Genomic DNA, 26687 nt, shown 5'->3' with positions numbered 1-26687 from the left:
AGAGAAGGTAAAAGCCCTGTAGTTCAAAACTTGTTCTCTCCGAGACGGATCCCGAGTAGTGCGGGGCACGTGAAACCCCGTATGAATCCGGCAGGACCATCTGCCAAGGCTAAATACTCCCTGGCGACCGATAGTGAAGCAGTACCGTGAGGGAAAGGTGAAAAGCACCCCGGAAGGGGAGTGAAATAGATCCTGAAACCGTGTGCTTACAAGAAGTCAGAGCCCGATCTATGGGTGATGGCGTGCCTTTTGTAGAATGAACCGGCGAGTTACGTTCCCGTGCAAGGTTAAGGTGAAGAGCTGAAGCCGCAGCGAAAGCGAGTCTGAATAGGGCGACTTGAGTACGTGGACGTAGACCCGAAACCGGGTGATCTACCCCTGTCCAGGGTGAAGGTGCGGTAACACGCACTGGAGGCCCGAACCCACGCATGTTGAAAAATGCGGGGATGAGGTGGGGGTAGCGGAGAAATTCCAATCGAACCCGGAGATAGCTGGTTCTCCCCGAAATAGCTTTAGGGCTAGCCTCGGAAAAAAGAATCGTGGAGGTAGAGCACTGATTGGGTGCGGGGCCCGCAAGGGTTACCAAGCTCAGTCAAACTCCGAATGCCATAGATTTAGTTCCGGGAGTCAGACAGTGAGTGCTAAGATCCATTGTCGAAAGGGAAACAGCCCAGACCATCAGCTAAGGTCCCCAAGTGTGTGTTAAGTGGGAAAGGATGTGGAGTTGCACAGACAACCAGGATGTTGGCTTAGAAGCAGCCACCATTGAAAGAGTGCGTAATAGCTCACTGGTCGAGTGACTCTGCGCCGAAAATGTAACGGGGCTAAACACACCACCGAAGCTATGGCTTGATGCTTGCATCAGGGGTAGGGGAGCGTTGAATGCGGGTTGAAGGTGTACCGTAAGGAGCGCTGGACTGCATTCAAGTGAGAATGCCGGTATGAGTAACGAAAAGATCTGTGAGAATCAGATCCGCCGAAAGCCTAAGGGTTCCTGAGGAAGGTTCGTCCGCTCAGGGTAAGTCGGGACCTAAGGCGAGGCCGATAGGCGTAGTCGAAGGACAACAGGTCGAAATTCCTGTACCACCGTAATCCGTTATGAGCAATGGGGTGACGCAGTAGGGTAGTGACGCGGACTGATGGATGTCCGTCTAAGCAGTGAGGCTGGTGTGTAGGCAAATCCGCACATCGTAAGGCTGGGCTGTGATGGGGAGCGAAAATTGTAGTAGCGAAGGTCATGATCTCAGACTGCCAAGAAAAGCCTCTAGCCAGGAGAAGGTGCCCGTACCGCAAACCGACACAGGTAGGCGAGAAGAGAATTCTAAGGCGCGCGGAAGAACTCTCGTTAAGGAACTCGGCAAAATGACCCCGTAACTTCGGGAGAAGGGGTGCCTCGGTAGGGTGAATAGCCCGAGGGGGCCGCAGTGAAAAGGCCCAAGCGACTGTTTAGCAAAAACACAGGTCTGTGCGAAGCCGCAAGGCGAAGTATACGGGCTGACGCCTGCCCGGTGCTGGAAGGTTAAGGGGAGTGGTAAGCCTTCGGGCGAAGCTATGAACCGAAGCCCCAGTAAACGGCGGCCGTAACTATAACGGTCCTAAGGTAGCGAAATTCCTTGTCAGGTAAATTCTGACCCGCACGAATGGCGTAACGACTTGGGCGCTGTCTCAACGAGAGATCCGGTGAAATTTTAATACCTGTGAAGATGCAGGTTACCCGCGACAAGACGGAAAGACCCCATGGAGCTTTACTGCAGCTTGATATTGAATTTGGGTACGATCTGTACAGGATAGGTGGGAGCCGTTGAACTTTGAGCGCCAGCTTGAAGGGAGGCATCCTTGGGATACCACCCTGATCGTATCTAGGTTCTAACTTGGTACCGTAATCCGGTGCGAGGACAGTGTCAGGTGGGCAGTTTGACTGGGGCGGTCGCCTCCTAAAGAGTAACGGAGGCGCCCCAAGGTTCCCTCAGAATGGTTGGAAATCATTCGAAGAGTGCAAAGGCAGAAGGGAGCTTGACTGCGAGACCTACAAGTCGAGCAGGGACGAAAGTCGGGCTTAGTGATCCGGTGGTACCGCATGGAAGGGCCATCGCTCAACGGATAAAAGCTACCCTGGGGATAACAGGCTTATCTCCCCCAAGAGTCCACATCGACGGGGAGGTTTGGCACCTCGATGTCGGCTCATCGCATCCTGGGGCTGAAGTAGGTCCCAAGGGTTGGGCTGTTCGCCCATTAAAGCGGTACGCGAGCTGGGTTCAGAACGTCGTGAGACAGTTCGGTCCCTATCTGTCGTGGGCGTAGGAAATTTGAGAGGAGCTGTCCTTAGTACGAGAGGACCGGGATGGACGTACCGCTGGTGTACCAGTTGTTCCGCCAGGAGCACCGCTGGGTAGCTATGTACGGAAGGGATAAGCGCTGAAAGCATCTAAGCGTGAAGCCCCCCTCAAGATGAGATTTCCCAATTAGTAAGACCCCTTGAAGACGACGAGGTAGATAGGTTGGGGGTGGAAGTGCAGTAATGCATGGAGCTGACCAATACTAATCGGTCGAGGGCTTATCCTAAAAATAAAACGCAAATGAGTTTCGGATCCAGTTTTCAGGGTGTAAGTTTTGTATTGTATAAGCTCAAGTAGCTTATATGAAACAAGCGAACACACAGCATTTGGCGATGCTGATTCCTGTTAAAGAATTTACGATGTAAATTCATGTTTGGTGGCGATAGCGGAGGGGTTCCACACGTACCCATCCCGAACACGACCGTTAAGCCCTCCAGCGCCGATGGTACTTGGACCGCAGGGTCCTGGGAGAGTAGGACGTCGCCAAGCAAAAGTGAAAAGGATGATAATCTCAATGAGATTATCATCCTTTTTTTATGTGTTTTTAGATGGCCACCTGCTTCTAAGGTTGACAGAGGGAAGAGGCTTTGCCACACTCTAAGTGTATAATCTTTTTTATGGATGCCCAAGTATACGAGCGAGGTGACGAAGTTATGGAGATCAGACAATTACAACGTGAGGAATTTGAAGCGGCTATTGAATTATCTCAATATGCTTTTCAGTTTACAATGTCCCTGGAGGATATGGAAAAATCCAAGAAGAAATTCAAACCAGAGCAAACATGGGGAATATTCGACGGACATGACTTGAATGCTAAACTGACTTTGTTACCGCTACAGGTATACATAAACGGTCAGGTTTTTGATATGGGGGGCATTGCTGGTGTAGCAACGTGGCCAGAAAAACGTCGCGGAGGCATGGTGTCACGTTTGTTGACGCATGCGCTTGAAGAAATGAAGTCTGCGGGACAAAGCCTTTCTTTTCTGCATCCATTCTCCTTTGCCTTCTATCGTAAATTTGGATGGGAAACGTATATTGAATACAAAAAGTACGTCATTCCCATTGATAAATTCCCTACAAAACTTAAAACAGAAGGTACAGTCAAACGCGATGTCAAAGATATTTCAGAACTGGACCAAGTGTATCAAGCGTATGCATCTCGTTATAATGGCACGCTGGTACGAGATAAGGAATGGTGGCAAGAGCGGATTTTAAATGAGAACTATCGAACTGCGGTATATTACTCTGAAACAGGCGATCCTCAGGGATATGCACTATACAAAATTGAAGATAAACAGTTGAATTGTGATGAGTTGGTATATGAAAATGAGACGGCTCGTCGGGCTTTATGGACTTATTTTGCAAATCATGACTCAATGATAGCCCAAGGTAAATTTAATTACGTTCCAGCAGATGACAATCTGCCATTTTTACTCGATGATCCACGAATTCAACAGGAAACGGTGCCTTATTTTATGGGTCGTATTGTGGATGCAGCTGCTTTTATAGAAAGATACCCTTTTGAACAGATTGGAGAAGAAACAAGTTTAACCTTAAATCTGACTGATCGGTATGCTCCATGGAATGATGGATTATGGAGATTAACGATTACTACGGAGGGGCAAGGACATCTGGAGAGAGTGGATATAAGCAATTTATCTGAAAACGCCATAGTAGCTGACTTGAAACTTGGGATTCAGTCACTGACGACTCTGATGCTTGGCTACCAGCAGGCTGATGATCTGTATAAATGGGGGCGTATTGAAGGCAGCAGTGAGTCTGTGTCTGTCCTTAAACGTGTAATACCGGTAAAACAAACGTTCTTATTGGATTTTTTCTGATAAAGGCCCATTTAGTTCTTCTTAGGCCCCATCTTTCAGGGAACATAACTTGTGTGGTTATCATAATTTTCAAAACTCTTTCTGTAATGGGAAGAGTTTTTTTATGGTATTGTATAAAACATAATTAGATTGCGAAAAATGGTATTGACCCCTTGGCAAAAATGAATAATGTGCTATAATATGAATATAGTCAAAGAAAGTCAAAGTCAATCAAGCCAAGTGTGATTCTGTAGAAGTACTATGCTGATGGATTAGCTGTATAAGGTAATTTTGATAGCAAAGAAGTAAATGAGGATCGAAATGATTTGCGTATAGTTAGGAGCTGACTCTTATGAACATAAGAGAAGTGTATGATTAATCGCAAATAAAGGCCACACTAGAGACAAGAAGGTACAATTCCAATGGATGTAGATCAGGCAATAGCCTGAATACAGCTTAGATTCGTGACTTTACCGTTTGGTTAAGTTCAATATACGGCGGACTCTGTGGAGCGTGAAATGTACTTGAATACTTGCGTTTCCGTTAGTGGAGGATGATGAAATGCGCAATGTTTCCGATATTATTGAACAATATTTGAAGAGTATATTGCTGGAAAGTCCCCAAGGTTTAGTGGAGATTCAGCGCAACGATCTGGCTGACCGCTTTTCCTGCGTGCCGTCGCAAATTAATTATGTAATTAGCACCCGGTTTACGCTGGAAAAAGGCTATGTGGTGGAAAGTAAACGCGGTGGCGGGGGCTACATTCGTATTCAGCGAATTCAGCTGCCTGCACAGCATGCCATCCATACACATCTTCATCAGAGCATCGGGGAGGAAATAAGCCAATCGGCAGCAGAAGGTCTAATTTATCAGTTAGAGGAAGCCCATTTTTTAAGCAAAAGGGAAGCTAATTTAATGAAGGCTGCTTTATCAAGGGATACATTATTACTGAAGCTTCCCTATCGTGATCAACTGCGAGCAAGATTGCTTAAGGCTATGCTGATTTCGTTGCTGGCGACCAAATAGTGTGTGGAAAGAGACTAACGTTTGGATGTAGGGATTGGTATAAATCCTGACATTGAAGGAGGTGCTTTTATGCTGTGCCAAGAATGTAATATGCGGCCGGCAACTTTGCATTTCACCAAAATTGTGAATGGCGAAAAGACAGAGTTTCATATTTGTGAGACATGTGCCAAGGAAAAAGGGGAGATGATCCCTGGAACACCTAACGGCTTTTCGATTCATAGCTTGTTGTCGGGGATGCTGGATTTTGACTCCAGTACAAAGAGCCAGTCTCCAGGCCACAGTGGCCCGCAGAACCTGCAATGCAAGGATTGTGGCATGACCTATGCACAGTTTAGTAAGCTGGGACGTTTCGGATGCCCATCGTGCTATCAATATTTTGATAGTCGTCTGGACCCTCTGTTCAAGCGTGTGCATGGCAGTACGAATCATGTTGGTAAAGTTCCGGTTCGCACTGGAGGCCGACTGAAGGTTAAACGGCAAATTGACGATTTGAAAAAAGAGATGCAACAGCATATTGTACAGGAAGAATTTGAATCAGCTGCTGAGCTTAGGGATCAAATCAGAGAGCTTGAAAAAGAAATGACTGAAGAGTAAAGTTTGTGAAGAGTAGGAGGGATGCGTAATGCCCAATATTCGATTTACGGAGAAGCCGCTAAGTGACTGGATGCGTGGTGATGCTGCGGATTCGGAGATTGTCATTAGCAGCCGGGTGAGAATTGCGCGTAACTTGCAGCATCTGCCTTTTCCCATGCTTGCTACCAATCAGCAGTCGGAAGAAGCACTTCAACGCTTGACGGATATCCTTCAGTATGATGATTTAGGCGGTTTTGGTACTTTTCATACGTTGAAAATATCCGAGTTGGATGAGATCGACAAGCAGGTGCTGGTTGAGAAGCATTTGATTAGTCCAAATTTGGCGAACGAATCTCGTAACGGTGCTGTTTTAATTAGCGATGATGAATCGGTTAGTGTTATGATAAACGAAGAGGATCATCTGCGTATCCAGTGCTTATATCCGGGATGTCAGGTTAGGGAAGCTTGGGAACGCGCTATGATTATTGATGATGCATTTGAAGCGCATGTTGATTATGCATTTGATGATCGGAGAGGTTTTCTGACCAGTTGTCCGACGAATGTCGGCACAGGTATGAGAGCTTCGGTGATGATGCATTTGCCTGCATTAGTTATGACTCATCAAATCAATCGTATATTGTCTGCTGTTTCACAGGTAGGTCTTACAGTTCGTGGCATTTACGGTGAAGGCAGCGAAGCGGTCGGAAATTTGTTTCAGGTATCTAATCAGATTACACTGGGACAAACCGAAGCGGAGATTATTGAGAATCTACATGGCGTGGTGCTACAAATTATTGAGCACGAGCGTTCTGCCAGAGAAAGGCTAATGAATGAATCTATGCTGCGAATTACAGATCGGGTGATGCGTTCATTCGGTATTTTGTCATATGCAGCAGTATTGGATTCCAAGGAGGCTGCACAGCGGCTATCCGATGTACGTCTTGGCGTAGATTTAGGGATTTTGGAGCGTCCTTCCACCGCAGCGATGAATGAGCTGAATGTGATGACACAACCCGGGTTCCTGCAAAAAAGCTTTGGGGATAAAATGAATACCGAAGAGCGCGATATGTACCGGGCGAAGCTGATCCGGCAAAAATTAGGCACAACCCTTTAATATATAGAATGATCTGAAATACACACTGTGGAGGTGCAGGATATATGATGTTTGGAAGATTTACGGAACGTGCACAGAAAGTGCTTGCTTTGGCTCAGGAAGAAGCTGTTCGATTGGGACACAACAACATTGGCACAGAGCACATTTTGCTAGGCCTCATTCGTGAAGGTGAAGGAATAGCCGCGAAAGCCTTAATCGGTTTAGGGCTGGGACTGGAAAAAATCCAGGATGAAGTGGAAACGCTGATTGGACGCGGTCAAGAGCAACCGACGAACATTGCCTATACTCCACGCGCCAAAAAAGTCATCGAACTGTCCATGGATGAAGCCCGCAAACTGGGCCATACCTATGTAGGTACAGAACATATTTTGCTTGGTCTTATTCGTGAAGGTGAAGGCGTAGCAGCGCGTGTACTGAACAACCTGGGCATCAGTCTGAACAAAGCGCGTCAGCAAGTGCTTCAATTGCTCGGCAGCAGCGAGGCTGTTTCCAGCCATCATGGTGCTCCAGCTAATGTCAGCACGCCAACTCTGGACAGTCTGGCACGCGATCTGACGGCATCTGCGAAGGAAAACAACCTGGACCCTGTTATTGGGCGTAGCAAGGAAATTGAACGCGTAATTCAGGTGCTCAGCCGCCGTACAAAGAACAATCCGGTTCTAATCGGTGAGCCTGGGGTAGGTAAAACGGCGATTGCCGAAGGATTGGCCCAAAAAATCATAGCGAATGAGATTCCTGAAACGTTGCGCGACAAGCGCGTAATGACGCTGGATATGGGTTCTGTGGTAGCAGGCACCAAGTATCGTGGTGAATTCGAGGATCGTTTGAAAAAAATTATGGACGAGATTCGTCAAGCGGGTAATATCGTATTGTTCATTGATGAGCTGCATACACTGATTGGTGCTGGTGGAGCGGAAGGCGCAATTGATGCATCCAACATCCTGAAACCTGCTCTGGCACGTGGCGAGCTGCAATGCATCGGTGCGACCACGCTCGATGAATACCGCAAATATATTGAGAAAGATGCTGCTTTGGAGCGTCGTTTTCAACCAATTACAGTGGATCAACCTTCTCCAGAAGAGGCAATTCAAATCTTGTATGGTCTGCGTGACCGTTACGAAGCTCATCACCGTGTAAAGATCACAGATGAGGCTATTGAAGCGGCTGTAAAATTGTCAGATCGTTATATCACTGACCGCTTCCTGCCAGATAAGGCTATTGACCTTATTGATGAAGCGGGCTCCAAAGTAAGGCTGAATTCTTACACTGTACCGCCAAACCTGAAACAGCTGGAAAACCGTCTGGAAGATATCCGTAAGGAAAAGGATTCAGCGGTACAAAGTCAGGAGTTTGAAAAAGCGGCAGCGTTGCGTGATACAGAGCAAAAAATCCGTGAAGAGCTAGACGTGACGAAAAACCAATGGAAAGAACAACAGGGTCGTACAGATTCTGAAGTTACACCAGAGGATATCGCTCAAGTCGTTGCAATCTGGACAGGTGTTCCAGTCAGCAAGCTGAAAGAGGAAGAAACACACCGCTTGTTGAATATGGAAGAGTTGCTGCATGAGCGGGTAATTGGACAGGATGAAGCAGTTAAGGCAGTAAGCCGGGCGATTCGCCGGGCACGTGCCGGACTGAAAGATCCGAAGCGTCCAATCGGTTCCTTTATTTTCCTCGGCCCAACTGGGGTTGGTAAAACAGAATTGGCACGCGCCTTGGCTGAATCCATGTTTGGAGATGAAAATGCGGTTATCCGTATTGATATGTCCGAATATATGGAGAAGCACTCCACGTCCCGTCTGGTAGGAGCACCTCCAGGGTACGTTGGATATGAAGAAGGCGGTCAGCTGACTGAGAAGGTACGTCGTAAGCCATACTCAGTTGTGTTGCTGGATGAAATTGAAAAAGCACACCCAGAAGTATTCAATATTCTTCTGCAAGTGCTGGAAGATGGTCGTCTAACAGATTCCAAAGGTCGTGTCGTCGATTTCCGTAACACACTCATCATCCTAACATCTAATGTTGGTGCACAGGCGATTAAACGTAACTCCACGCTTGGTTTTACAGCTGTAGTGGACGCTGGGGCGGATTACGATAATATGAAGGGCAAAGTGATGGAGGAACTGAAGAAAAGCTTCCGTCCTGAGTTCTTGAACCGGATTGATGAAATTATCGTTTTCCATTCTCTCGAAGAAAAACATATTGCCGAAATTGTGTCACTCATGTCTGAGGAGCTGCGTAAGCGCCTGAATGAGTATGAGGTGGACTTCGAGTTGACAGACAACGCTAAAAAATTCCTTGCCAAGGAAGGCTTTGATCCAGCGTATGGTGCGCGTCCATTGCGTCGTGCAATCCAGAAGCATATTGAAGATCGCCTGTCCGAGGAACTGTTGACTGGCAACATTACTAAGGGTGACTCTCTCTTCATTGATGAGGAGAATGGTGCATTGACTGTAACGAAAAAGGATAATGTATCTGCCAAGTCCTAAAGCAGTTTACTAAATAAATAGTAGAAAAGGGTGTCTCGCAGGCTGGAAAGCTATTGCGAAGACACCCTTTTTATGTATAAAACACGGTGAAATGGTTGGGTAAATGCTTTGGGAAAGTTTGTGATATTGCTTTACGTCCGCCAAGCTTCAATGGTAAACTTTTATTGTTACAGCTCTTTCTGGGCTGTATGAACATAAATTTGACATTATCGTCGTCAATAAGGAGCCCAGGAATAAAGTATGGCTAAAGTGAAAACTAAATTTTCCTGTACGGAATGTGGTTATGAATCGCCCAAATGGTACGGAAAATGTCCTGGATGCCAGGCGTGGAATTCCATGGTCGAAGAAACGGAAAGCGTTGTAAAAACTCAAGGAATGGGGTCTTCCCTTCTTACTCATAGCACAAAAGACAAGCCACTGCCTATTATAGAGGTGGAGAGTGGCAAAGAAACACGAATTTTGACGGGAATTGGCGAATTGAATCGAGTACTCGGTGGAGGTGTGGTGCCGGGTTCACTCGTTTTGGTGGGCGGTGATCCGGGAATCGGTAAATCTACGCTTATGCTGCAAACATCTAATGAGCTAGCTTTAACTGGTTTAAAGGTGCTGTACGTGTCTGGTGAGGAATCTGTCCGTCAAACGAAACTACGTGCAGATCGGCTCGGTGCCTTGTCCCCCAGCCTATACGTATTATGTGAGACGAATTTGGAGACGATTGAAGAAGCGGTGGACAGCTTGAAGCCGGAATTTTTGGTCATCGACTCGATACAGACCGTATATTTGCCTGAGGTGACGAGTGCACCAGGTAGTGTGGCTCAGGTGCGGGAGTGTACTTCACGCTTTATGCGAATTGCCAAGGGGCTAGGTATTGCTACGGTATTGGTAGGACATGTGACCAAGGAAGGGGCCATTGCAGGTCCACGTTTGTTGGAACATATGGTTGATTGTGTGCTTTATTTTGAAGGAGAGCGTCATCATACGTATCGGCTTTTGCGTGCAGTTAAAAACCGTTTCGGTTCTACAAATGAAATTGGTATTTTTGAAATGGCTGAAAGCGGTTTGCGTGAGGTGTCAAATCCTTCTGAACTATTCCTGTCTGAACGACCACTGGGGGTAGCGGGTTCTACTGTTGTAGCCAGTATGGAAGGAACCCGACCTGTATTGGTTGAACTGCAAGCATTGATTGCAGCTACGCATTTTCCATCTCCGCGCCGAATGGGCACAGGAGTCGATCATCATCGAATGGGATTAATCATAGCCGTGCTAGAAAAGCGGATGGGCATGTTTTTGCAAAACCAGGACGCCTATCTCAACGTAGCTGGAGGCGTGAAGTTGGATGAACCGGCGGTGGATTTGGCTATAGCTGTGAGCATTGCTTCCAGCTTTAGGGATGCTCCTACCAAGCCGTACGACGTGATTTTTGGCGAGGTGGGACTGACAGGTGAGGTGCGTGCGGTATCCCGAGCAGAACAGCGAGTACGGGAAGCGGAGAAACTAGGTTTCAAACGGGTGATCATGCCGGAGAAAAGCTTGAAGGGCTGGACACATCCGAAAGGGATTCAAATTATAGGAGTAGGAACGGTGGCAGATGCACTGGCAGCCGCATTAGATTAGGGGGCATTGAGAATGAAAGAAGCGAGCCAACTGGATAAAATGAACGATTTGCTGCGGCTTGTGGCACCGGGAACTCCCTTTCGCGACGGGTTGGAAAACGTTTTGCGTGCCAAAACGGGTGCTCTTCTGGTCGTTGGCTATAGCCCAGAAGTTATGGAAGTCGTGGATGGCGGTTTCTCCATTAATTGTGATTTTTCGCCGAACTATTTGTATGAGTTGGCTAAAATGGACGGCGCAATCATATTGAGCGAGGATTTAAAACGAATTTTATATGCCAATACGCAACTGATTCCGGACTCCTCCATTTCTTCAATTGAAACAGGAATTCGGCACCGGACAGCAGAACGAGTTGCAAAGCAGACTGGCAAACTAGTGGTTTCTATTTCCCAGCGGCGTAATATTATTACCTTGTATCAGGGGACATTACGGTATGCGCTCAAGGAAATCGGGGTTATTTTGACGAAAGCCAATCAGGCTATTCAGACGTTAGAGAAATATAGATCCGTGTTGGGGCAAGCCTCTACGAATTTGACAGCATCTGAATTTGAAGAGCTGGTTACCATGCCGGAGGTCGTTAATGTCATCCAGCGGATCGAAATGGTGCTGCGCATCAAAATGGAGATCAAACGATTTATTAACGAGCTCGGAAATGAGGGCCGTCTGATTAGTATGCAGATGGAAGAGCTTGTCAGCAACATTGAGGAAGAAGCATGGTTGCTGTATAAGGATTATGCCAAAGACGATAGCGACGAGAAGATTCGTGAAATTATATTGGGACTCAAACGTTCTACGGACGACGAATTGTTAGATGTGAATCATATTGTACGTTTACTAGGCTACCCTTCTTCAGCTGCGACATCAGAAGAGTATATTGCTGCACGCGGCTATCGGGTACTGAACAAGATACCGCGTTTGCCGAATGTGATTATTCATAATCTGGTGGAGCGGTTTGGACGTTTTCCGCATGTCATGACAGCAACGATAGAAGAACTGGATGAAGTGGATGGTATTGGAGAGGTTCGTGCGCGTACGATTAAAGAAGGTCTTAAACGTTTGCAGGAACAAGTTTTCATTGACAGGCAAATGTAAATGTAATACAGTGAAAGGATTATAATGGTACAATTCATACATTGAGGTGAAGAGATGATTACCAAATCAATTCCGAACATGTGTACCTTAGGTAACTTGTTTCTCGGAATGATCGCCATTTTATTGGCTGTAGACGGAAAATACAGTCTTGCCGCTATTATGGTTATTGTCGCCATGTTGTTGGACGGACTGGATGGAAGGATGGCCCGGGTCCTGAATGCCCAAAGCGAATTCGGTAAAGAACTGGACTCCTTATCAGATATGATATCTTTTGGTGTTGCTCCCGCAGTTATTATGTACATGGTTGCTTTTCATGATGCGAATTCGGCTCTCGCTTGGACAGTTACTGCCATTTTCCCGATGTGCGGAGCGTTGCGTTTGGCTCGATTTAACGTACGTCCTGGTGTACCAGGTTATTTTACGGGTTTGCCAATTCCGGCAGCAGGTGGCGTATTAGCCACTTTGTCCTTATTCCATAACGATATTTCATTGTTATACATGTCGATTGCCATGTTGCTGGTTTCTTATTTGATGGTCAGCTCCATGAGATATCCTAATTTTAAAAAGGTCGGCCTCCCCAAAAAAGCGATCTGGGTTGCTCCATGGGTCGTAATTGCAGCGGTGGTGTTGGCTGTTAAATTCCCTGACCAGCTGTCGAAGCTGATTTTTGTACCGCTGGTGCTGTATGCATTGTATGGCATGAAGCTGAACATTCGTAAGCTGTCACGCAGACGTGGACGTGGACGTGGTCGGGAGCGTTCCAGTCAGGAAGAACAGGACGATCAATATCGTCATTCACAGCGTTAGTATCAAGCAAGAATAAGAATAAGCATTTATTTCCTTGAAGCATTTCAGGGAGATAAATGCTTTTTTTTATGCATAAAAAGTGAAAACACAGGGTTAGTTATGATGAAAATGGATCATACTGGTAAGAGAAATGCTATGTATCCAATAAATAGCAGACTATATGAAAAGAAAATAAAGGAGGTATAGAGACTCAATGTGGAGAAAGGCTATTTTAACTTTTACAGGATTGTGCGGAGCATGGTTTGGCTATACGTTATACCAGCGGGTAGGAGGCATTGTAACGTGGATGCCGCAATGGTTGAGTGATGGGTCTTTACCAGGAATGATTGTTTGGATGATGGCGGGAGCAGTGCTATTTATGGCTGGGTGTTCATTCGCAGGGGCATCCGTGGCGAATCGGTTGCAGCAGGGCATTGAAGGCTTGGTACGAATTCCGATGAACGAGATGATGGCAGGTGTGATTGGTTTAGCGGTGGGATTGATACTTTCCTTAGCAGTTTACCCGCTTTTTTCATGGTTGGGGGCCCCGGGTCAACTTATCCAGACGGCTGTTACCGTGATATGCGGATATGTAGGATTGATGGTTGGGCTAGAAAAGCGGGACGAGCTGTCATCCTTTTGGAGTTCTGGTTTTTTTGGTCGGGGAACGGGTGTAGAAGAACGCAAGCTGGAGGAACATAAAATATTGGACACCAGCGTCATTATAGATGGGCGTATTGCGGATATTTGCAAGACAGGTTTTATTGAAGGAACAATTGTAATTCCTGAATTTGTGCTGGAGGAGCTTCAGCATATTGCAGATTCATCAGATTTACTTAAGCGTAATCGTGGACGGCGAGGTCTGGATATTTTGAATAAAATCCAAAAAGAACTGGATGTAAATGTGCTCATTTACGAAGGTGATTTTGAGGAAATTTCAGAGGTCGACAGTAAGTTGGTTAAGCTGGCAAAGGTGTTACAGGGTAAAGTTGTAACTAATGATTTTAACCTGAATAAAGTATGCGAACTTCAAGGTGTATCAGTGCTGAATATTAACGATTTGGCGAATGCAGTGAAGCCTGTCGTATTGCCCGGTGAGGAAATTATGGTGCAGATTATTAAAGACGGCAAGGAGCATGGGCAGGGTGTAGCCTATCTGGATGATGGCACGATGATTGTTGTAGAAGGCGGACGTGACTATATTGGCTCTCTGATGGAGGTGCTGGTCACGAGTGTACTTCAGACCTCAGCCGGCCGTATGATCTTTGCCAAACCAAAATTATTGGAAAAAGCTCAATAAACGCGGTATGATGAAGTAGATGTGTTATCATACGGATCGTCCAAGTGCGATCAGGGCAGGAGTTATTTGAATGAACAATCGGGTAGGAGTTGTCATTGTGGCAGCAGGGCGCGGCTCCCGTATGGGGACGCAGGAGAGCAAGCAATTTCTGCTTTTGCGGGACAAGCCCATCTTCATACATACACTTGAAATATTCGCAGCTATGCCCGAAGTGGATGAAATGGTGATGGTGACTGGGACAGGAGATGTGGAACGCTGCCGAGATTGGATTCATCAATACAAAATCGGTAAAAATGTACGGGTGGTGGCTGGTGGCAGTGAACGCCAGCATTCGGTTTATCGCGGTCTGCGCCACTTACAAGCGGGTTGGGTGATGGTGCATGATGGTGTGCGTCCACTAATTCAACCTGAGCTTGTACGTTCATGCCTTGAGGCAGCCCAGCGTACTGGTGCTTCTGTAGCAGCAGTACCTGTAAAGGATACAGTCAAGCAAGTGAACGGGGATGGTATCATTACAGCAACGCCGGATCGCCGAAGTCTGTGGAGTATTCAAACGCCACAGACTTTTCGTCTTTCCGATCTGCTGCGAGCCTATGAGGAAGCGGAGCAGTCGGGATTCTTGGGAACAGATGATTCTATGCTGATAGAGCGGCTAGGAATTCCGGTTACTGTCGTTCAAGGCAGCTACAAGAACATCAAAATTACTACGCCTGAGGATTTGGATATGGCGGCGTTATGGGTAAAAACAGAGGGAGAGGATATCAAGTGATCAGAGTGGGACAAGGATTTGACGTCCACCAGCTGGTGGAAGGAAGGCCATGCATCATCGGAGGTATAAACATTCCGTATGAAAAAGGTTTGTTGGGCCATTCCGATGCAGACGTGCTGCTACATGCCATTAGCGATGCCATCTTGGGCGCGCTTGGCTTGGGAGACATCGGGAAGCATTTTCCGGATAACGACCCAGAATTTAAGGATGCTGACAGTCTTAAGCTACTGGAGCATGTGTGGGGACTAGCTAAAGAGCGAGGATATCGCTTGGGGAATATTGATTCTACGATTATCGCACAAAAGCCCAAAATGGCATCGTATATTCCGCAGATGAATGAAGTCATCGCTCGGGCGCTGGAAGCAGAGGAGCTATCCCAGGTGAACGTCAAGGCGACCACGACAGAGCAACTCGGGTTTCCCGGACGGGGTGAAGGAATCGCGGCTCAATCGGTTGTCTGTCTTATCAAGTAAATGCTATCATCTTGAGTAATTCAATTTGGAGGAGATTATATGAGCACGGAAGTTCGTGTACGTTATGCACCAAGCCCTACAGGGCATCTGCACATTGGAAATGCCAGAACGGCATTATTTAATTATTTGTTTGCCCGCAATCAAGGTGGGAAATTTATTATTCGTATCGAAGACACAGATGTGAAGCGCAATATTGAGGGCGGAGAAGAAAGCCAACTTAAATATTTGAAATGGTTGGGTATGGACTGGGATGAGAGCGTAGACGTGGGAGGCGAGTTTGGACCTTATCGTCAGACTGAACGCTTGGACATATATAAAACGTACTGGCAGGATTTGCTGGACCGTGGTTTGGCTTACCGTTGTTACTGCACTGAAGAAGAGCTGGAGCGCGAGCGTGAAGAGCAGACGGCACGTGGGGAGACACCACGCTATTCTGGGAAACATCGTGATCTAACAGAAGAACAGTGCCAAGCATTTGAAGCAGAGGGCCGTGTACCAAGTATTCGTTTTCGCGTACCGGAAGATCGTGAATATACGTTTGACGATATCGTAAAAGGTCAAATTACATTCAATTCCAAGGAAAGCGGCGATTTTGTTATCGTCAAAAAGGATGGTATTCCGACATATAACTTCGCTGTAGCAGTTGACGATTATTTGATGAAAATATCGCATGTACTACGGGGCGAAGACCATGTTTCCAATACACCGCGGCAGTTGATGATCTTTGAAGCTCTTGGCTGGGAGCCGCCACGCTTCGGTCATATGACGCTGATTGTAGGCGAGGATCACAAAAAGCTCAGTAAGCGTAACGAATCCATTATTCAGTTCATGGAGCAGTATGACAAGTTGGGCTATCTGCCAGAAGCTATATTCAACTTTATTGCACTGCTGGGCTGGTCCCCGGAAGGCGAAGAAGAGATCTATGATCGGGAACAACTGATTTCGATTTTCGATCCTAATCGTTTGTCCAAAAGTCCGGCTGTGTTTGATACAAATAAGCTTGCTTACCTGAACAATCACTATATTAAAAAGGCTGATCCTGAGCGAATTGCCAGCATGGCGATTCCACATCTCCAGGCAGCGGGGCTGTTGCCGACTGAACTGTCTGCGGAACAACTGGATTGGGCTAAGGCCCTGGTTCGCTTATACCAGGAACAGATGACTTCTGCAGCCGATATTGTAGCGTTGTCTGAGTTGTTTTTCCGTTCACATCTGGAACTGGATGCTGAAGCAGCAGCTGTATTGGCCGAAGAGCAGGTTCCGGAGGTACTTAGAGCTTTTGCAGGTAAAGTTGAAACGAGCGAGGAATTTACAGCTCCACAAATGGCTAAGCTGATCAAGGAAGTTCAAAAGGAAACCGGTTTTAAGGGAAAACAACTATTCATGCCGATTCGTGTGGCTCTTACAGGCCAAACTCATGGACGGGATCTGAATGAAACTATCTTTTTGCTCGGACGTGACAAGGTACTGGATCGTCTTAAGGCACAAATTAAAGGCTGATGTTTCTTGTCAATTTGTTGTCTTTTCGCTATAATGACTCCATTGATACGGATTGATATTTACGTGTAAAGGCTGCGAACAGGAGAAGTACACTGCATAAGGGCATCTGCCAGAGAGGACGGTCGAGGGGAAACCCCAGGCTGAGAGCCGTCCAGATGACCTGCGGAGGAAATGCGCCTGGGAGCCGTGCGCCCGAACTCTCATTAGCGTCAAATGCTGATGTGACAAGGGCGTGCCGAGTCGTTCCCGTTACAGGACGCTAAAGACGAACTGCTCTGCTTTTTTATGCAGCAGGTATGTTCGAAGCAGAGTGGGACCACGTTCATGCGTCTCTGCAGCTTAGGCTGCGGAGGCGCTTTTTCTTTTTTATCAGACTCAGACTCATTATAGATAGAAAAATGTCGAAGAGTGCTGGTGGATGCGAAAATTGGCGGAACGTGAAGTGTTGTGATGATGCGGCAAGGATATGAAGGGAATAGGAGGGCGACATGTTCAGACATTTCAAATCCGACATTCAGACTGTTTTGGATAATGATCCGGCCGCCCGGAGTAAGCTTGAGGTCATTTTTACGTATTCCGGCGTTCATGCCCTTTGGGCACACCGAATCGCACATTGGTTTTATTTGCGAAACTGGTGTACTCTAGCCCGTGTTATATCCCAGGTATCGAGGTTTATGACAGGCATTGAAATTCATCCTGGCGCTCGTATCGGAGATCGGCTGTTCATTGACCATGGCATGGGAGTTGTCATCGGTGAAACCTGTGAGATTGGCGACGATGTCGTATTGTATCAGGGGGTCACACTCGGCGGGACTGGGAAAGAGAAAGGGAAGCGCCATCCGACCATTGGGAATAATGTTGTTATCGGCTCTGGTGCGAAGATATTGGGCTCTTTTACGATTGGGGCACAGTCCAACATTGGCTCCAACTCGGTTGTGCTCAAAGAAGTCCCACCAAACAGTACGGTGGTGGGCATCCCGGGGCGAGTTGTCAGACAGGATGGTAGGCGGCCAGACCGACTTAGTCATCAATTGCCTGATCCGGTTGTGGACTCTATGAGAGAACTTCAACGGGAAATTGAACGTTTGCGTGCAGAAATATCTGATTTGAAGGATGGGCCATCCGCTCAGAAACATCAGGTGACCCAAGAGAATAAATTAGAAAAATGATTTTCATGAGGGAGGAACATAACAATGCCGCTTCAAATTTATAATACAATGACGAGGAGTCGGGAGCCTTTTGTGCCACTGGAGCCTGGAAAGGTTAAAATGTATGTATGCGGACCTACCGTGTATGATTACATTCATATTGGCAATGCACGACCTGTAATTGTATTTGACGTGGTGCGGAGCTACCTGGAGTACTTGGGCTATGATGTAAACTATGTGGTGAATTTTACGGATGTCGATGATAAACTAATCCGCAAAGCTCGGGAACTTGATATGGATGTTTCGGCAGTTGCTGAGAAATTTATTGCTGCCTACCATGAGGATCTGGCAGGATTGAATGTTCCTGCTGCCAGCATGAACCCTCGTGTAACAGAGAGTATGGACCTGATTATTGATTTTATTAAGGAATTGGTAGACAAAGGCTACGCTTATGAAAATGATGGCGATGTATTCTATCGGACCAAAAAGTTCAAAGATTACGGACAACTATCAGGTCAAAATCTGGAAGAGCTTCAGTTCGGAATTCGCATCAATGTGGATGAACGCAAGGAAAATGCCGAGGATTTTGTACTCTGGAAGGCAGCGAAGCCGGGTGAAATTCATTGGTCGAGCCCTTGGGGAGATGGACGACCAGGCTGGCATATCGAATGCTCTGCTATGGCTCGCCATTATTTGGGAGATACACTGGATATTCATGGGGGCGGACAGGATCTGCAATTTCCGCATCATGAATGTGAATGCGCACAATCTGAAGTGATTACGGGTAAGCCTTTATCTCGCTACTGGATGCATAACGGATATATTCGCATAGATAATGAAAAAATGTCGAAATCACTCGGTAATGGTATTTTGGTTAAAGATTTGCGCGCTCACCACAAGCCGGAGGCTTTACGTTATTTTATGTTGTCGACACATTACCGGAATCCGTTGAACTATAACCAAGAGACTATGAGTCAGGCGGAGAACAGTGTCGAGCGGATCGCCAATGCAGTTGCCAATGTGAAGCATCGTTTAGCTAATGCGCTGGAAGGTAATGGGGGAGTATCGACGGAACTGCAAACGAAGCTCGACGGAATTTTGCAGCAGTTTGGCGAAAAAATGAATGATGATTTCAATACACCTGATGCGATTACTGCTGTATTTGATTGGGTTAGCGAAGCAAACCATTTGTTGCAGCGAGATGTCGTACATCAGGCGGAACTACAAGCTGTATTGCATACCTTTCATTCGATGAATAGCGTACTTCGCATTTATTCGGAACCGAGTGAAGAGTTGCTGGATGACGAAATCGAGCAGTTAATTGCAGAACGTGTCGAAGCTCGTAAGACCAAAAACTGGGGTAGAGCTGACGAAATTCGCGATCTGTTGGCTGCAAAAGGCATTGTGCTTGAAGATACGGCGCAGGGTATGCGGTGGCGGCGAAAATGAGTGATAAGCCAATGAACTCAGAAGCATCGGAAGGTACGGGGAACTGGTTCCCGTACCCTGCATCCAAGCCAGCCCGTTTGATGCCCCCCATTGCACTAGCTTACATTGGTGATGCAGTGTACGAGGTAGCTGTCCGGCAATATTTGTTGGCTCAGCCTAACCTGCGTCCAAACTATCTGCATCGGCGAGCCACAGGGCTAGTCTCCGCCAAGGCGCAGAGTCGCATGTTGGGGCTATTGGAAAAGGTACTAACGGAAGAAGAACGCGATATTGTCCGACAAGGAAGAAATGCTAAATCAGGAAGTTTGCCCAAAAATGCTGATGTGCTTGAGTATCGGCATGCCACTGCACTGGAAGGGTTGGTTGGATCTCTTTATTGTGATGGACATTTGGACAGATTAAGAGAGTTGATTACGTTCGGAATTGCACAAATGGAAAATACAGAAAAATCATAAATGGGAACGGACTGGATGGAACAAGCATCGTCCGTTTCCCGGGAGGAAGCTAGAGATGGAAGAAGAATGGATTGCCGGTAAGCATTCGGTAACGGAGGCATTGCGTTCAGGCAGAACGATAAATAAAATATGGATTGCGGATAATGCACAAAAACATTTGACGCTGCCGATTACAGCTGAGGCGAAAAAAGCAGGAATCATTGTTTTGCAGGTGGACAAGCGTAAGCTGGATCAAATGGTTCCGGGCATTCAGCATCAGGGAGTGGTCGCGCAAGCTGCGCCTTTTGCCTATGTTGAAGTGGAAGAATTGCTCGCCACTGCTCGTGATAAGGGAGAAGAGCCGTTTTTAATTTTGCTGGATGAGATTGAAGACCCTCATAATTTGGGCTCCATCCTTCGTACAGCGGACTGTACTGGAGCGCATGGTGTTATTGTGCCGAAAAGGCGTTCTGCAGCTGTAACTGTAACGGTGTCCAAAACATCGGCAGGTGCTGTGGAGTACGTCCCGGTGGCGCGTGTAAACAATCTGGGACAAACCATTGACCGTCTTAAAGAAGAGGGTGTATGGGTAGTTGGTACGGATGTTACAGCGAAAGACCCTGTCTTTGGGAATGGAGTATTCACGGGACCGGTAGCCATTGTCATTGGTAACGAAAATAAAGGGATGGGCCGTTTGATCCGTGAGAAATGCGATGTACTCGTCAAGCTGCCAATGGCGGGGCAAATTAATTCCCTTAATGCTTCTGTAGCTGCAGGTGTTGTCATGTACGAAGTATTGCGCGGACGACAGGCACGGGGCTAACGATATGGCTGACATGCGGGATGTTCTGCTTGTGGACGGTTACAATATGATTGGAGCCTGGCCCGAACTTTCCGCACTGGTACAATCTGGTATGCAGGAAGCGAGGGACAGACTTCTTGAACGGCTGGCGGATCATCAGGCGTATTCCGGCAGAAGAGTCATCGTCGTATTTGATGCTTACAGGGTGCCAGGATTAGGTAAAACTTTTGCCCAGAGCAAAGTCCAGATTTATTTTACCAGAGAAAAAGAAACTGCTGATGAGTGCATCGAGCGATTGGTTCGAGAGCTGAGCAGTAAAAGAAGAAGTATTTACGTAGCCACAAGCGATCAGGTAGAGCAACATGTCGCATTTGGACAAGGTGCACTCAGGGTGTCGGCGCGGGAATTACTGATCGAGATTGAGGAATCCGAAAGGGAAGTGCAGAAGCGAATCCAGCAGGATAGTGCCAAATTGTCCCGTAACTCGCTAGATGCCAAACTGAGTCCGGAGCTTCGAAAGTTGTTTGAACGATGGAGAAGAGAATAAACCAATAATTGGACCCTTCTCCATTTTGAAACCATTGACAATTTTGTTAGCGCTCTTCTTTTTTAGGTTGTTGTGGTTGACGGTATCAGGTTACATCGCGTATACTTGTCGTATATTTGAGAGAGTAACGGGTACCTTGCGTTGCAGCCGGAGGGATTGTTAGTGAGTGTGGACCTCAAGGATATCATGTTGTCAAAGTTTGATTACAAAAATGATGAAGACATTGTCGGAGCAGTCCATGAAGGTGATGGGGAAGCGCTGGAGTTTCTGATTAACAAATACCGAAACTTTGTGCGGGCCAAGGCCAGATCCTACTTCCTGATTGGTGCTGATCGCGAGGATATTATTCAGGAGGGCATGATTGGTCTCTACAAATCCATTCGTGATTTTAAGGGAGACAAGCTTGCTTCGTTCAAGGCTTTCGCCGAGTTGTGCATTACACGACAGATTATTACGGCAATTAAGACGGCTACACGACAAAAGCACATTCCTCTGAACTCTTACGTATCTCTGGACAAGCCCATCTATGATGAAGAGTCAGACCGGACGTTGCTCGATGTGATTTGCGGAACACAAGTAAGTGACCCTGAAGAGCTGATAATCAATCAGGAAGAGTTTGTGGGCCTTGAGGACAAGATGTCCGAGATTCTGAGCGAGCTGGAACGCAAGGTACTTATGTTGTATCTAGACGGACGTTCGTATCAGGAGATTGCAGAGGATCTTGACCGCCATGTGAAATCCATTGATAACGCGCTGCAACGGGTCAAGCGTAAACTTGAAAAGTATCTGGAAGTAAGAGATAGTTGAAAGTAGAGGCTGACAGGGAAAAGGCTCGAGTCCGAGTCTTTTTTTATTCGTTATAGGTAGATTATGCAGGTTTATAAGTGTTACAAATGATTTATACTAAAAAAGATGAATAATAGATATCGCCTTGATTTTTGAAGCAGCTTTTCAGAGAACAGTTTTAAAGGATGCACAGATGTTAAAATGCACCACAGCCGGGACTGCGAATTGTATGCAAACATTCGTTGACATGGAAAACCCCGTGTGATAAAGTGTTTTAGGTAGGCCTAAATTCGCGGTTTTTTTTAGGATCAATTATGAGACTTCCGGTGTTGGATGTCTTCGGGAGGTGCACATCATGCGGGTAATTATTACTTTGGCTTGTACAACATGCAAACAAAGAAATTACACAACGACGAAAAACAAGCGTAATCACCCCGACCGCATGGAGATGAAGAAATTCTGTAAGTCCTGTAACGAACAGACTTCTCATCGGGAAACCAGATAGTTTTTGGAGGTGTAGTCGGCGTGAAACGCAGTTTCAAGTCTCTGTTTTCCTTTTTCTCTGAAAGCTGGGCTGAACTCAAGAAGGTTCGCTGGCCCAATCGTAAAGAACTGACCAACTATACGCTGATTGTCATAGGGACAATTGCGTTCGTCACGATTTATTTTTGGGTTCTCGATATCGGCATTTCCGCTGTGATCGAAGCGATTATCTAGGAAGGGTTCCAGGTGGCTTGATATGGAAAAAAGATGGTACGTCGTTCATACCTATTCAGGGTATGAGAACAAAGTCAAAGCCAATTTGGAAAAACGCGTTGAGTCCATGGGCATGGAAGACAAGATATTCCGTGTTCTTGTTCCTATGGAAGAAGAACTGGTAACCAAGGACGGTAAGAAAAAAACCGTTATGCGTAAAGTCTACCCTGGTTATGTCTTAGTCGAAATGGTCCAAACCGACGACTCTTGGTATGTTGTACGCAACACACCAGGTGTTACGGGATTTGTAGGGTCGACAGGCTCGGGTTCCAAACCGACGCCATTGCTTCCAGAAGAAGTTGAACAGATTCTGAAGCATATGGGCATGGTAGAGCCGAAACCGAAGATTGAATTCGATGTTAAGGAATCCGTGCGAATTAAAGTTGGTCCTTTTGCGAATTTTGTGGGCTCCGTGGAAGAAATTTTGGTTGAGAAGAGCAAGCTTAAGGTTCACGTCAACATGTTTGGACGGGAAACCCCGCTTGAGTTGGATTATACTCAAGTGGAGAAAATATAGATTTTTCTTACAGGTTTCTTGTGGGAGGATCGATAGGTCCGTCTACCACTATTGAGTCAAGGAGGTGTCATCCATGGCAAAAAAGGTAATTAAAATGGTAAAACTGCAGATTCCTGCAGGGAAAGCTAATCCAGCGCCTCCAGTAGGTCCAGCTTTGGGTCAAGCAGGTGTCAACATCATGGCATTCTGTAAAGAGTTCAATGCTCGTACTGCTGATCAAGCAGGCCTGATTATTCCGGTTGAAATTTCGGTATTTGAGGATCGTTCTTTTACGTTCATCACGAAAACTCCACCGGCTGCTGTTCTGTTGAAAGTTGCTGCTAAAATCGAAAAAGGTTCCGGTGAACCGAATAAAACGAAAGTTGCAACTGTAAATCGCGCTGCTGTTCGTCAAATTGCAGAGCAAAAAATGCCTGACCTTAACGCAGCTTCCGTAGAATCGGCAATGCGTATGGTTGAAGGTACTGCTCGCAGCATGGGTATCACCATCGTAGATTAATTTTATTAATCTACGTGTGCCGGCAGTTTGACTGTCCGGCAAGTGTGGGAGGAATATCCGCTAATACCACATAAGGAGGAAAACATTATGGCTAAACATGGTAAGAAGTACCTGGAAGCTGCTAAGCTGATTGACAGCGAAGCAACTTACGAGCCTTTAGAAGCCGTTGAACTGGTGAAAAAGGCTGCGACTGCTAAATTCGACGAAACCGTTGAAGCAGCAGTTCGTCTGGGCGTAGATTCCCGTAAACAAGACCAGGCTGTTCGTGGTGTTGTTGTCCTGCCGCATGGTACGGGTAAAACACAACGTGTTCTGGTATTTGCAAAAGGTGACAAAGTGAAAGAAGCGGAAGCGGCTGGCGCTGATTTTGTTGGTGATCAAGATATGATCAACAAAATCCAACAAGGCTGGTTCGAATTCGACGTCTGCGTTGCGACACCTGATATGATGAGTGAGGTTGGTAAACTGGGTCGTTTGCTCGGTGGTAAAGGTTTGATGCCTAACCCTAAAGCAGGCACAGTTACTTTCGACGTTGCCAAGGCTGTTCAAGAAATTAAAGCGGGTAAAATCGAATACCGTCTCGACAAAGCCGGTCAAATTCATGCGCCAATCGGCAAAGCTTCCTTCAGTGCTGAACAGCTGAACGAGAACCTTAAAGCCTTGGTTGAAGCCTTGAACCGTGCGAAGCCAGCGGCTGCTAAGGGTGTATACCTGAAAAACATCGCTATTTCTTCGACTATGGGACCAAGTGCACGTGTGAACGCATCTGTTTACAGATAATATTTTGATTGACACACTCAATCAAATTTGTTATTCTATAAAAGTTGTGAGTCCTTGTGACTGACCATTAAAGTTGAATATGCTTACCGTAGACAGTAGGTGCCTTCGGGCTTAATTTCCTACCGAGGTGTTATGATAGAACGTTTCATGTGACGGGCTTGTCCCGTCCATGTAGATTTATCAAGCCTTCGTACTCTACGGAGGCTTTTTTCATGCTTATGAAAGCAAGCTTTGTAAGATCACCAGATCGGGTGCTTCGAACAAAGCGGATAAATTGATCAGGAGGTGTACAGTTTGGCAAATGCAAAGGTGATTCAAGCAAAACAAGAAGCTGTTGAAGTTGTAGCTGCAAAATTGCGCGAGAGCGTAACAACTGTGGTTGCAGACTATCGCGGTCTGAATGTTGCCCAAGTAACTGAGCTGCGTAAGCAGCTTCGCGAAGCCGGAATCGAATTTCAAGTGCTGAAAAACACACTGCTCCGCCGTGCAACTGCGGCAGCAGAATTGACTGAACTGGACGCAGTATTGACAGGTCCTACTGCAATCGCGTTCGGCAAAGATGATGCAGTGTCTGCAGCTAAAATCTTGAACGATTTCGCTAAGAAGAACAATGCACTGGAACTGAAAGGTGCAGTTGTAGAAGGTCGCGTTATCGGTGTTGAGGAAATCAAAGCACTGGCAGAACTGCCATCCCGCGAAGGTCTCCTTTCCATGCTCCTCAGCGTGCTTCAAGCTCCTGTGCGCAACTTCGCGCTTGCAGTTAAAGCTGTTGCAGAAAAAGAAGAGCAAAGCGCATAAGTTAGGGATTAAACCTGCTGTATAGCAGTTGAAAACAAAAAAATACGAATTTAAATGGAGGTTCAACCATGAGTAAAGAGCAAATCTTGGAAGCAATTAAAGGTATGTCCGTATTGGAACTGAACGATCTCGTGAAAGCAATCGAAGAAGAATTCGGCGTAACTGCAGCAGCTCCAGTAGCTGTAGCAGGTGGCGCAGCAGGTGGCGCAGCAGAAGCTGAGCAATCCGAGTTCGACGTAATCTTGACAAGCGCTGGCGCTTCCAAAATCAACGTTATCAAAGCAGTTCGCGAAATCACAGGTCTTGGCCTGAAAGAAGCAAAAGAACTGGTTGACAACGCTCCAAAACCACTGAAAGAAAAAATCGCTAAAGAAGAAGCTGAATCCATTAAAGCAAAATTGGAAGAAGCAGGCGCTTCTGTAGAAGTAAAATAATTGACTGCTTTCTAGCAGACAATGAACTAAAACAAACCCCTTGAGGTGATCTTCAAGGGGTTTGTTGCTGTAAAACGGTAGTACCAGCATGTCTGAAAGGTTATTGTAAAGGCTATGATGGTAGTACAACCGAAAGAGGTGGGCATGAATGGCTGATCATTATTACTCCAAGCGGCCAGAGACGGCGCATGAACGACGGAGCCTGGAAACAGTGCTTCGGGGGCGGTCATACCGTTTTGCCAGCGATTCAGGCGTTTTTTCGAAGCAGGGAATTGATTACGGGAGTCGTGTGCTGATTGAAGCGATGCAGCTTCCTGCACAAGCTTCGGTATTGGATGTAGGATGCGGTTATGGGCCGATCGGTTTGGCGGCAGCCGCGCTTGTCCCCGAGGGACACGTCACAATGGTTGATATTAATGAGCGAGCCGTTCAACTAGCGATAGAGAATGCGGAACGTAATGGGGTTAAGAATGTCACCATTAAGCAAAGCGATTTGTTTGCGGAAGTGAAGAATGAACGTTTTGACGTGATCTTGACGAATCCTCCTATACGTGCAGGAAAAGAAACAGTGCATACCATTTTTGAGCTTGCTTATGAACATTTAAAAGAGGGTGGAGCTTTGTGGGTAGTCATTCAGAAAAAGCAGGGGGCCCCTTCGGCGAGTGCTAAGATAGAGAGCCTTTTCGGTTATGTAGAGGAAGTTACAAAGGATAAAGGTTATCGAATTTTGAAGGCTGAAAAAAGTTTTTGAGAAAATGCAATAGGACCATTGACTTGAATCCTGGTCTGTGATATTATTATAAAATGTCAGTATTAGGATGCCCTCCATGGCTTTAGTTTGTTGAAAT

General features: G+C 46.5%; 26 protein-coding genes, 2 rRNA genes and 1 other annotated feature (1 of these 29 running past the window's edge). All 28 genes read left to right on the top strand.

Annotated features, from left to right (window positions below):
- A 23S ribosomal RNA gene (locus tag MKY24_RS23920) occupies positions 1 to 2562 on the top strand; it begins 364 nt to the left of the window's first position.
- 146 nt (positions 2563 to 2708) lie between these two features.
- Positions 2709 to 2825: ribosomal RNA gene (gene rrf, locus MKY24_RS23915) — 5S ribosomal RNA — on the top strand.
- A gap of 164 nt (positions 2826 to 2989) precedes the next feature.
- A complete protein-coding gene (locus MKY24_RS23910) occupies positions 2990 to 4177 on the top strand; it encodes a GNAT family N-acetyltransferase (RefSeq protein ID WP_279836230.1) in 1188 nt (395 codons plus the stop codon).
- Positions 4178 to 4717: 540 nt separating this feature from the next.
- Positions 4718 to 5182 (top strand): CtsR family transcriptional regulator, encoded by a 465-nt coding sequence (locus MKY24_RS23905; RefSeq protein ID WP_013312188.1) that lies wholly within the window; start codon positions 4718 to 4720, stop codon positions 5180 to 5182.
- A 69-nt stretch (positions 5183 to 5251) separates the two neighbouring features.
- Positions 5252 to 5776 (top strand): UvrB/UvrC motif-containing protein, encoded by a 525-nt coding sequence (locus MKY24_RS23900; protein WP_023990574.1) that lies wholly within the window; start codon positions 5252 to 5254, stop codon positions 5774 to 5776.
- A 28-nt stretch (positions 5777 to 5804) separates the two neighbouring features.
- Positions 5805 to 6869, top strand: a complete 1065-nt coding sequence (locus tag MKY24_RS23895; RefSeq protein WP_071558181.1) for a protein arginine kinase — start codon at positions 5805 to 5807, stop codon at positions 6867 to 6869.
- 44 nt (positions 6870 to 6913) lie between these two features.
- The gene (clpC, locus tag MKY24_RS23890) at positions 6914 to 9358 is read left to right on the top strand and encodes an ATP-dependent protease ATP-binding subunit ClpC (protein ID WP_279836075.1); all 2445 of its coding nucleotides are present in this window, start codon (positions 6914 to 6916) and stop codon (positions 9356 to 9358) included.
- A 240-nt stretch (positions 9359 to 9598) separates the two neighbouring features.
- Positions 9599 to 10972 (top strand): DNA repair protein RadA, encoded by a 1374-nt coding sequence (radA, locus tag MKY24_RS23885; protein ID WP_013312184.1) that lies wholly within the window; start codon positions 9599 to 9601, stop codon positions 10970 to 10972.
- 12 nt (positions 10973 to 10984) lie between these two features.
- Complete coding sequence (gene disA / locus MKY24_RS23880) at positions 10985 to 12061, top strand: DNA integrity scanning diadenylate cyclase DisA (protein WP_013373290.1); 1077 nt, start codon at positions 10985 to 10987, stop codon at positions 12059 to 12061.
- 54 nt (positions 12062 to 12115) lie between these two features.
- On the top strand, positions 12116 to 12868 hold the full coding sequence (gene pssA, locus MKY24_RS23875) for a CDP-diacylglycerol--serine O-phosphatidyltransferase (protein WP_071558182.1): 753 nt from the start codon (positions 12116 to 12118) through the stop codon (positions 12866 to 12868).
- Between the two features lie 193 nt (positions 12869 to 13061).
- Positions 13062 to 14147: a PIN/TRAM domain-containing protein gene (locus MKY24_RS23870; RefSeq protein WP_023990569.1), complete on the top strand. Its 1086-nt coding sequence runs from the start codon at positions 13062 to 13064 to the stop codon at positions 14145 to 14147.
- A gap of 70 nt (positions 14148 to 14217) precedes the next feature.
- The gene (gene ispD / locus MKY24_RS23865) at positions 14218 to 14916 is read left to right on the top strand and encodes a 2-C-methyl-D-erythritol 4-phosphate cytidylyltransferase (RefSeq protein WP_023990568.1); all 699 of its coding nucleotides are present in this window, start codon (positions 14218 to 14220) and stop codon (positions 14914 to 14916) included.
- Positions 14913 to 15389 (top strand): 2-C-methyl-D-erythritol 2,4-cyclodiphosphate synthase, encoded by a 477-nt coding sequence (ispF, locus tag MKY24_RS23860; protein WP_023990567.1) that lies wholly within the window; start codon positions 14913 to 14915, stop codon positions 15387 to 15389. Before ispD ends, ispF begins: the two co-directional genes overlap by 4 nt.
- A gap of 39 nt (positions 15390 to 15428) precedes the next feature.
- Positions 15429 to 16889, top strand: a complete 1461-nt coding sequence (gene gltX / locus MKY24_RS23855; RefSeq protein WP_028542624.1) for a glutamate--tRNA ligase — start codon at positions 15429 to 15431, stop codon at positions 16887 to 16889.
- 488 nt (positions 16890 to 17377) lie between these two features.
- Entirely contained in the window at positions 17378 to 18058 is a 681-nt protein-coding gene (gene cysE, locus MKY24_RS23850) for a serine O-acetyltransferase (protein WP_013312176.1), read from the top strand.
- Between the two features lie 24 nt (positions 18059 to 18082).
- On the top strand, positions 18083 to 19486 hold the full coding sequence (gene cysS / locus MKY24_RS23845; protein WP_025723808.1) for a cysteine--tRNA ligase: 1404 nt from the start codon (positions 18083 to 18085) through the stop codon (positions 19484 to 19486).
- A complete protein-coding gene (locus MKY24_RS23840; protein WP_339201003.1) occupies positions 19483 to 19941 on the top strand; it encodes a ribonuclease III domain-containing protein in 459 nt (152 codons plus the stop codon). The genes cysS and MKY24_RS23840 overlap by 4 nt, the downstream gene beginning before the upstream one ends.
- A gap of 55 nt (positions 19942 to 19996) precedes the next feature.
- Positions 19997 to 20743: a 23S rRNA (guanosine(2251)-2'-O)-methyltransferase RlmB gene (rlmB, locus tag MKY24_RS23835; protein WP_023990564.1), complete on the top strand. Its 747-nt coding sequence runs from the start codon at positions 19997 to 19999 to the stop codon at positions 20741 to 20743.
- A gap of 4 nt (positions 20744 to 20747) precedes the next feature.
- Complete coding sequence (locus MKY24_RS23830; RefSeq protein ID WP_023990563.1) at positions 20748 to 21269, top strand: NYN domain-containing protein; 522 nt, start codon at positions 20748 to 20750, stop codon at positions 21267 to 21269.
- Between the two features lie 162 nt (positions 21270 to 21431).
- Positions 21432 to 22076 (top strand): RNA polymerase sporulation sigma factor SigH, encoded by a 645-nt coding sequence (gene sigH / locus MKY24_RS23825; protein WP_016324748.1) that lies wholly within the window; start codon positions 21432 to 21434, stop codon positions 22074 to 22076.
- Between the two features lie 334 nt (positions 22077 to 22410).
- Positions 22411 to 22560 (top strand): 50S ribosomal protein L33, encoded by a 150-nt coding sequence (gene rpmG, locus MKY24_RS23820; RefSeq protein ID WP_023990562.1) that lies wholly within the window; start codon positions 22411 to 22413, stop codon positions 22558 to 22560.
- Between the two features lie 20 nt (positions 22561 to 22580).
- The gene (gene secE / locus MKY24_RS23815) at positions 22581 to 22772 is read left to right on the top strand and encodes a preprotein translocase subunit SecE (RefSeq protein ID WP_013312170.1); all 192 of its coding nucleotides are present in this window, start codon (positions 22581 to 22583) and stop codon (positions 22770 to 22772) included.
- A 22-nt stretch (positions 22773 to 22794) separates the two neighbouring features.
- Complete coding sequence (gene nusG / locus MKY24_RS23810) at positions 22795 to 23328, top strand: transcription termination/antitermination protein NusG (protein WP_007432596.1); 534 nt, start codon at positions 22795 to 22797, stop codon at positions 23326 to 23328.
- Positions 23329 to 23401: 73 nt separating this feature from the next.
- Positions 23402 to 23827, top strand: a complete 426-nt coding sequence (rplK, locus tag MKY24_RS23805; RefSeq protein ID WP_007432595.1) for a 50S ribosomal protein L11 — start codon at positions 23402 to 23404, stop codon at positions 23825 to 23827.
- An 87-nt stretch (positions 23828 to 23914) separates the two neighbouring features.
- The gene (rplA, locus tag MKY24_RS23800) at positions 23915 to 24607 is read left to right on the top strand and encodes a 50S ribosomal protein L1 (protein WP_013312169.1); all 693 of its coding nucleotides are present in this window, start codon (positions 23915 to 23917) and stop codon (positions 24605 to 24607) included.
- 68 nt (positions 24608 to 24675) lie between these two features.
- Positions 24676 to 24827: a sequence feature (ribosomal protein L10 leader region), on the top strand.
- Between the two features lie 74 nt (positions 24828 to 24901).
- Positions 24902 to 25405 (top strand): 50S ribosomal protein L10, encoded by a 504-nt coding sequence (gene rplJ, locus MKY24_RS23795; protein WP_013312168.1) that lies wholly within the window; start codon positions 24902 to 24904, stop codon positions 25403 to 25405.
- A 68-nt stretch (positions 25406 to 25473) separates the two neighbouring features.
- Entirely contained in the window at positions 25474 to 25839 is a 366-nt protein-coding gene (gene rplL / locus MKY24_RS23790) for a 50S ribosomal protein L7/L12 (protein ID WP_010348819.1), read from the top strand.
- A 148-nt stretch (positions 25840 to 25987) separates the two neighbouring features.
- Entirely contained in the window at positions 25988 to 26590 is a 603-nt protein-coding gene (locus tag MKY24_RS23785; RefSeq protein WP_076294719.1) for a class I SAM-dependent methyltransferase, read from the top strand.
- Positions 26591 to 26687 lie beyond the last annotated feature (97 nt).

Origin of the sequence: Paenibacillus sp. FSL P2-0322 (genome assembly GCF_037975315.1) — a bacterium.
Taxonomy (GTDB): domain Bacteria; phylum Bacillota; class Bacilli; order Paenibacillales; family Paenibacillaceae; genus Paenibacillus; species Paenibacillus polymyxa_B.
This window is presented reverse-complemented; position numbering and strand designations above follow the sequence as displayed.

Coding starts and splice junctions, on each gene's coding strand:
- MKY24_RS23910 (WP_279836230.1), top strand. CDS start 2,990: ATGGAGATCAGACAATTACAACGTGAGGAATTTGAAGCGGCTATTGAA.
- MKY24_RS23905 (WP_013312188.1), top strand. CDS start 4,718: ATGCGCAATGTTTCCGATATTATTGAACAATATTTGAAGAGTATATTG.
- MKY24_RS23900 (WP_023990574.1), top strand. CDS start 5,252: ATGCTGTGCCAAGAATGTAATATGCGGCCGGCAACTTTGCATTTCACC.
- MKY24_RS23895 (WP_071558181.1), top strand. CDS start 5,805: ATGCCCAATATTCGATTTACGGAGAAGCCGCTAAGTGACTGGATGCGT.
- clpC (WP_279836075.1), top strand. CDS start 6,914: ATGATGTTTGGAAGATTTACGGAACGTGCACAGAAAGTGCTTGCTTTG.
- radA (WP_013312184.1), top strand. CDS start 9,599: ATGGCTAAAGTGAAAACTAAATTTTCCTGTACGGAATGTGGTTATGAA.
- disA (WP_013373290.1), top strand. CDS start 10,985: ATGAAAGAAGCGAGCCAACTGGATAAAATGAACGATTTGCTGCGGCTT.
- pssA (WP_071558182.1), top strand. CDS start 12,116: ATGATTACCAAATCAATTCCGAACATGTGTACCTTAGGTAACTTGTTT.
- MKY24_RS23870 (WP_023990569.1), top strand. CDS start 13,062: ATGTGGAGAAAGGCTATTTTAACTTTTACAGGATTGTGCGGAGCATGG.
- ispD (WP_023990568.1), top strand. CDS start 14,218: ATGAACAATCGGGTAGGAGTTGTCATTGTGGCAGCAGGGCGCGGCTCC.
- gltX (WP_028542624.1), top strand. CDS start 15,429: ATGAGCACGGAAGTTCGTGTACGTTATGCACCAAGCCCTACAGGGCAT.
- cysE (WP_013312176.1), top strand. CDS start 17,378: ATGTTCAGACATTTCAAATCCGACATTCAGACTGTTTTGGATAATGAT.
- cysS (WP_025723808.1), top strand. CDS start 18,083: ATGCCGCTTCAAATTTATAATACAATGACGAGGAGTCGGGAGCCTTTT.
- MKY24_RS23840 (WP_339201003.1), top strand. CDS start 19,483: ATGAGTGATAAGCCAATGAACTCAGAAGCATCGGAAGGTACGGGGAAC.
- rlmB (WP_023990564.1), top strand. CDS start 19,997: ATGGAAGAAGAATGGATTGCCGGTAAGCATTCGGTAACGGAGGCATTG.
- MKY24_RS23830 (WP_023990563.1), top strand. CDS start 20,748: ATGGCTGACATGCGGGATGTTCTGCTTGTGGACGGTTACAATATGATT.
- rpmG (WP_023990562.1), top strand. CDS start 22,411: ATGCGGGTAATTATTACTTTGGCTTGTACAACATGCAAACAAAGAAAT.
- nusG (WP_007432596.1), top strand. CDS start 22,795: ATGGAAAAAAGATGGTACGTCGTTCATACCTATTCAGGGTATGAGAAC.
- rplK (WP_007432595.1), top strand. CDS start 23,402: ATGGCAAAAAAGGTAATTAAAATGGTAAAACTGCAGATTCCTGCAGGG.
- rplA (WP_013312169.1), top strand. CDS start 23,915: ATGGCTAAACATGGTAAGAAGTACCTGGAAGCTGCTAAGCTGATTGAC.
- rplL (WP_010348819.1), top strand. CDS start 25,474: ATGAGTAAAGAGCAAATCTTGGAAGCAATTAAAGGTATGTCCGTATTG.
- MKY24_RS23785 (WP_076294719.1), top strand. CDS start 25,988: ATGGCTGATCATTATTACTCCAAGCGGCCAGAGACGGCGCATGAACGA.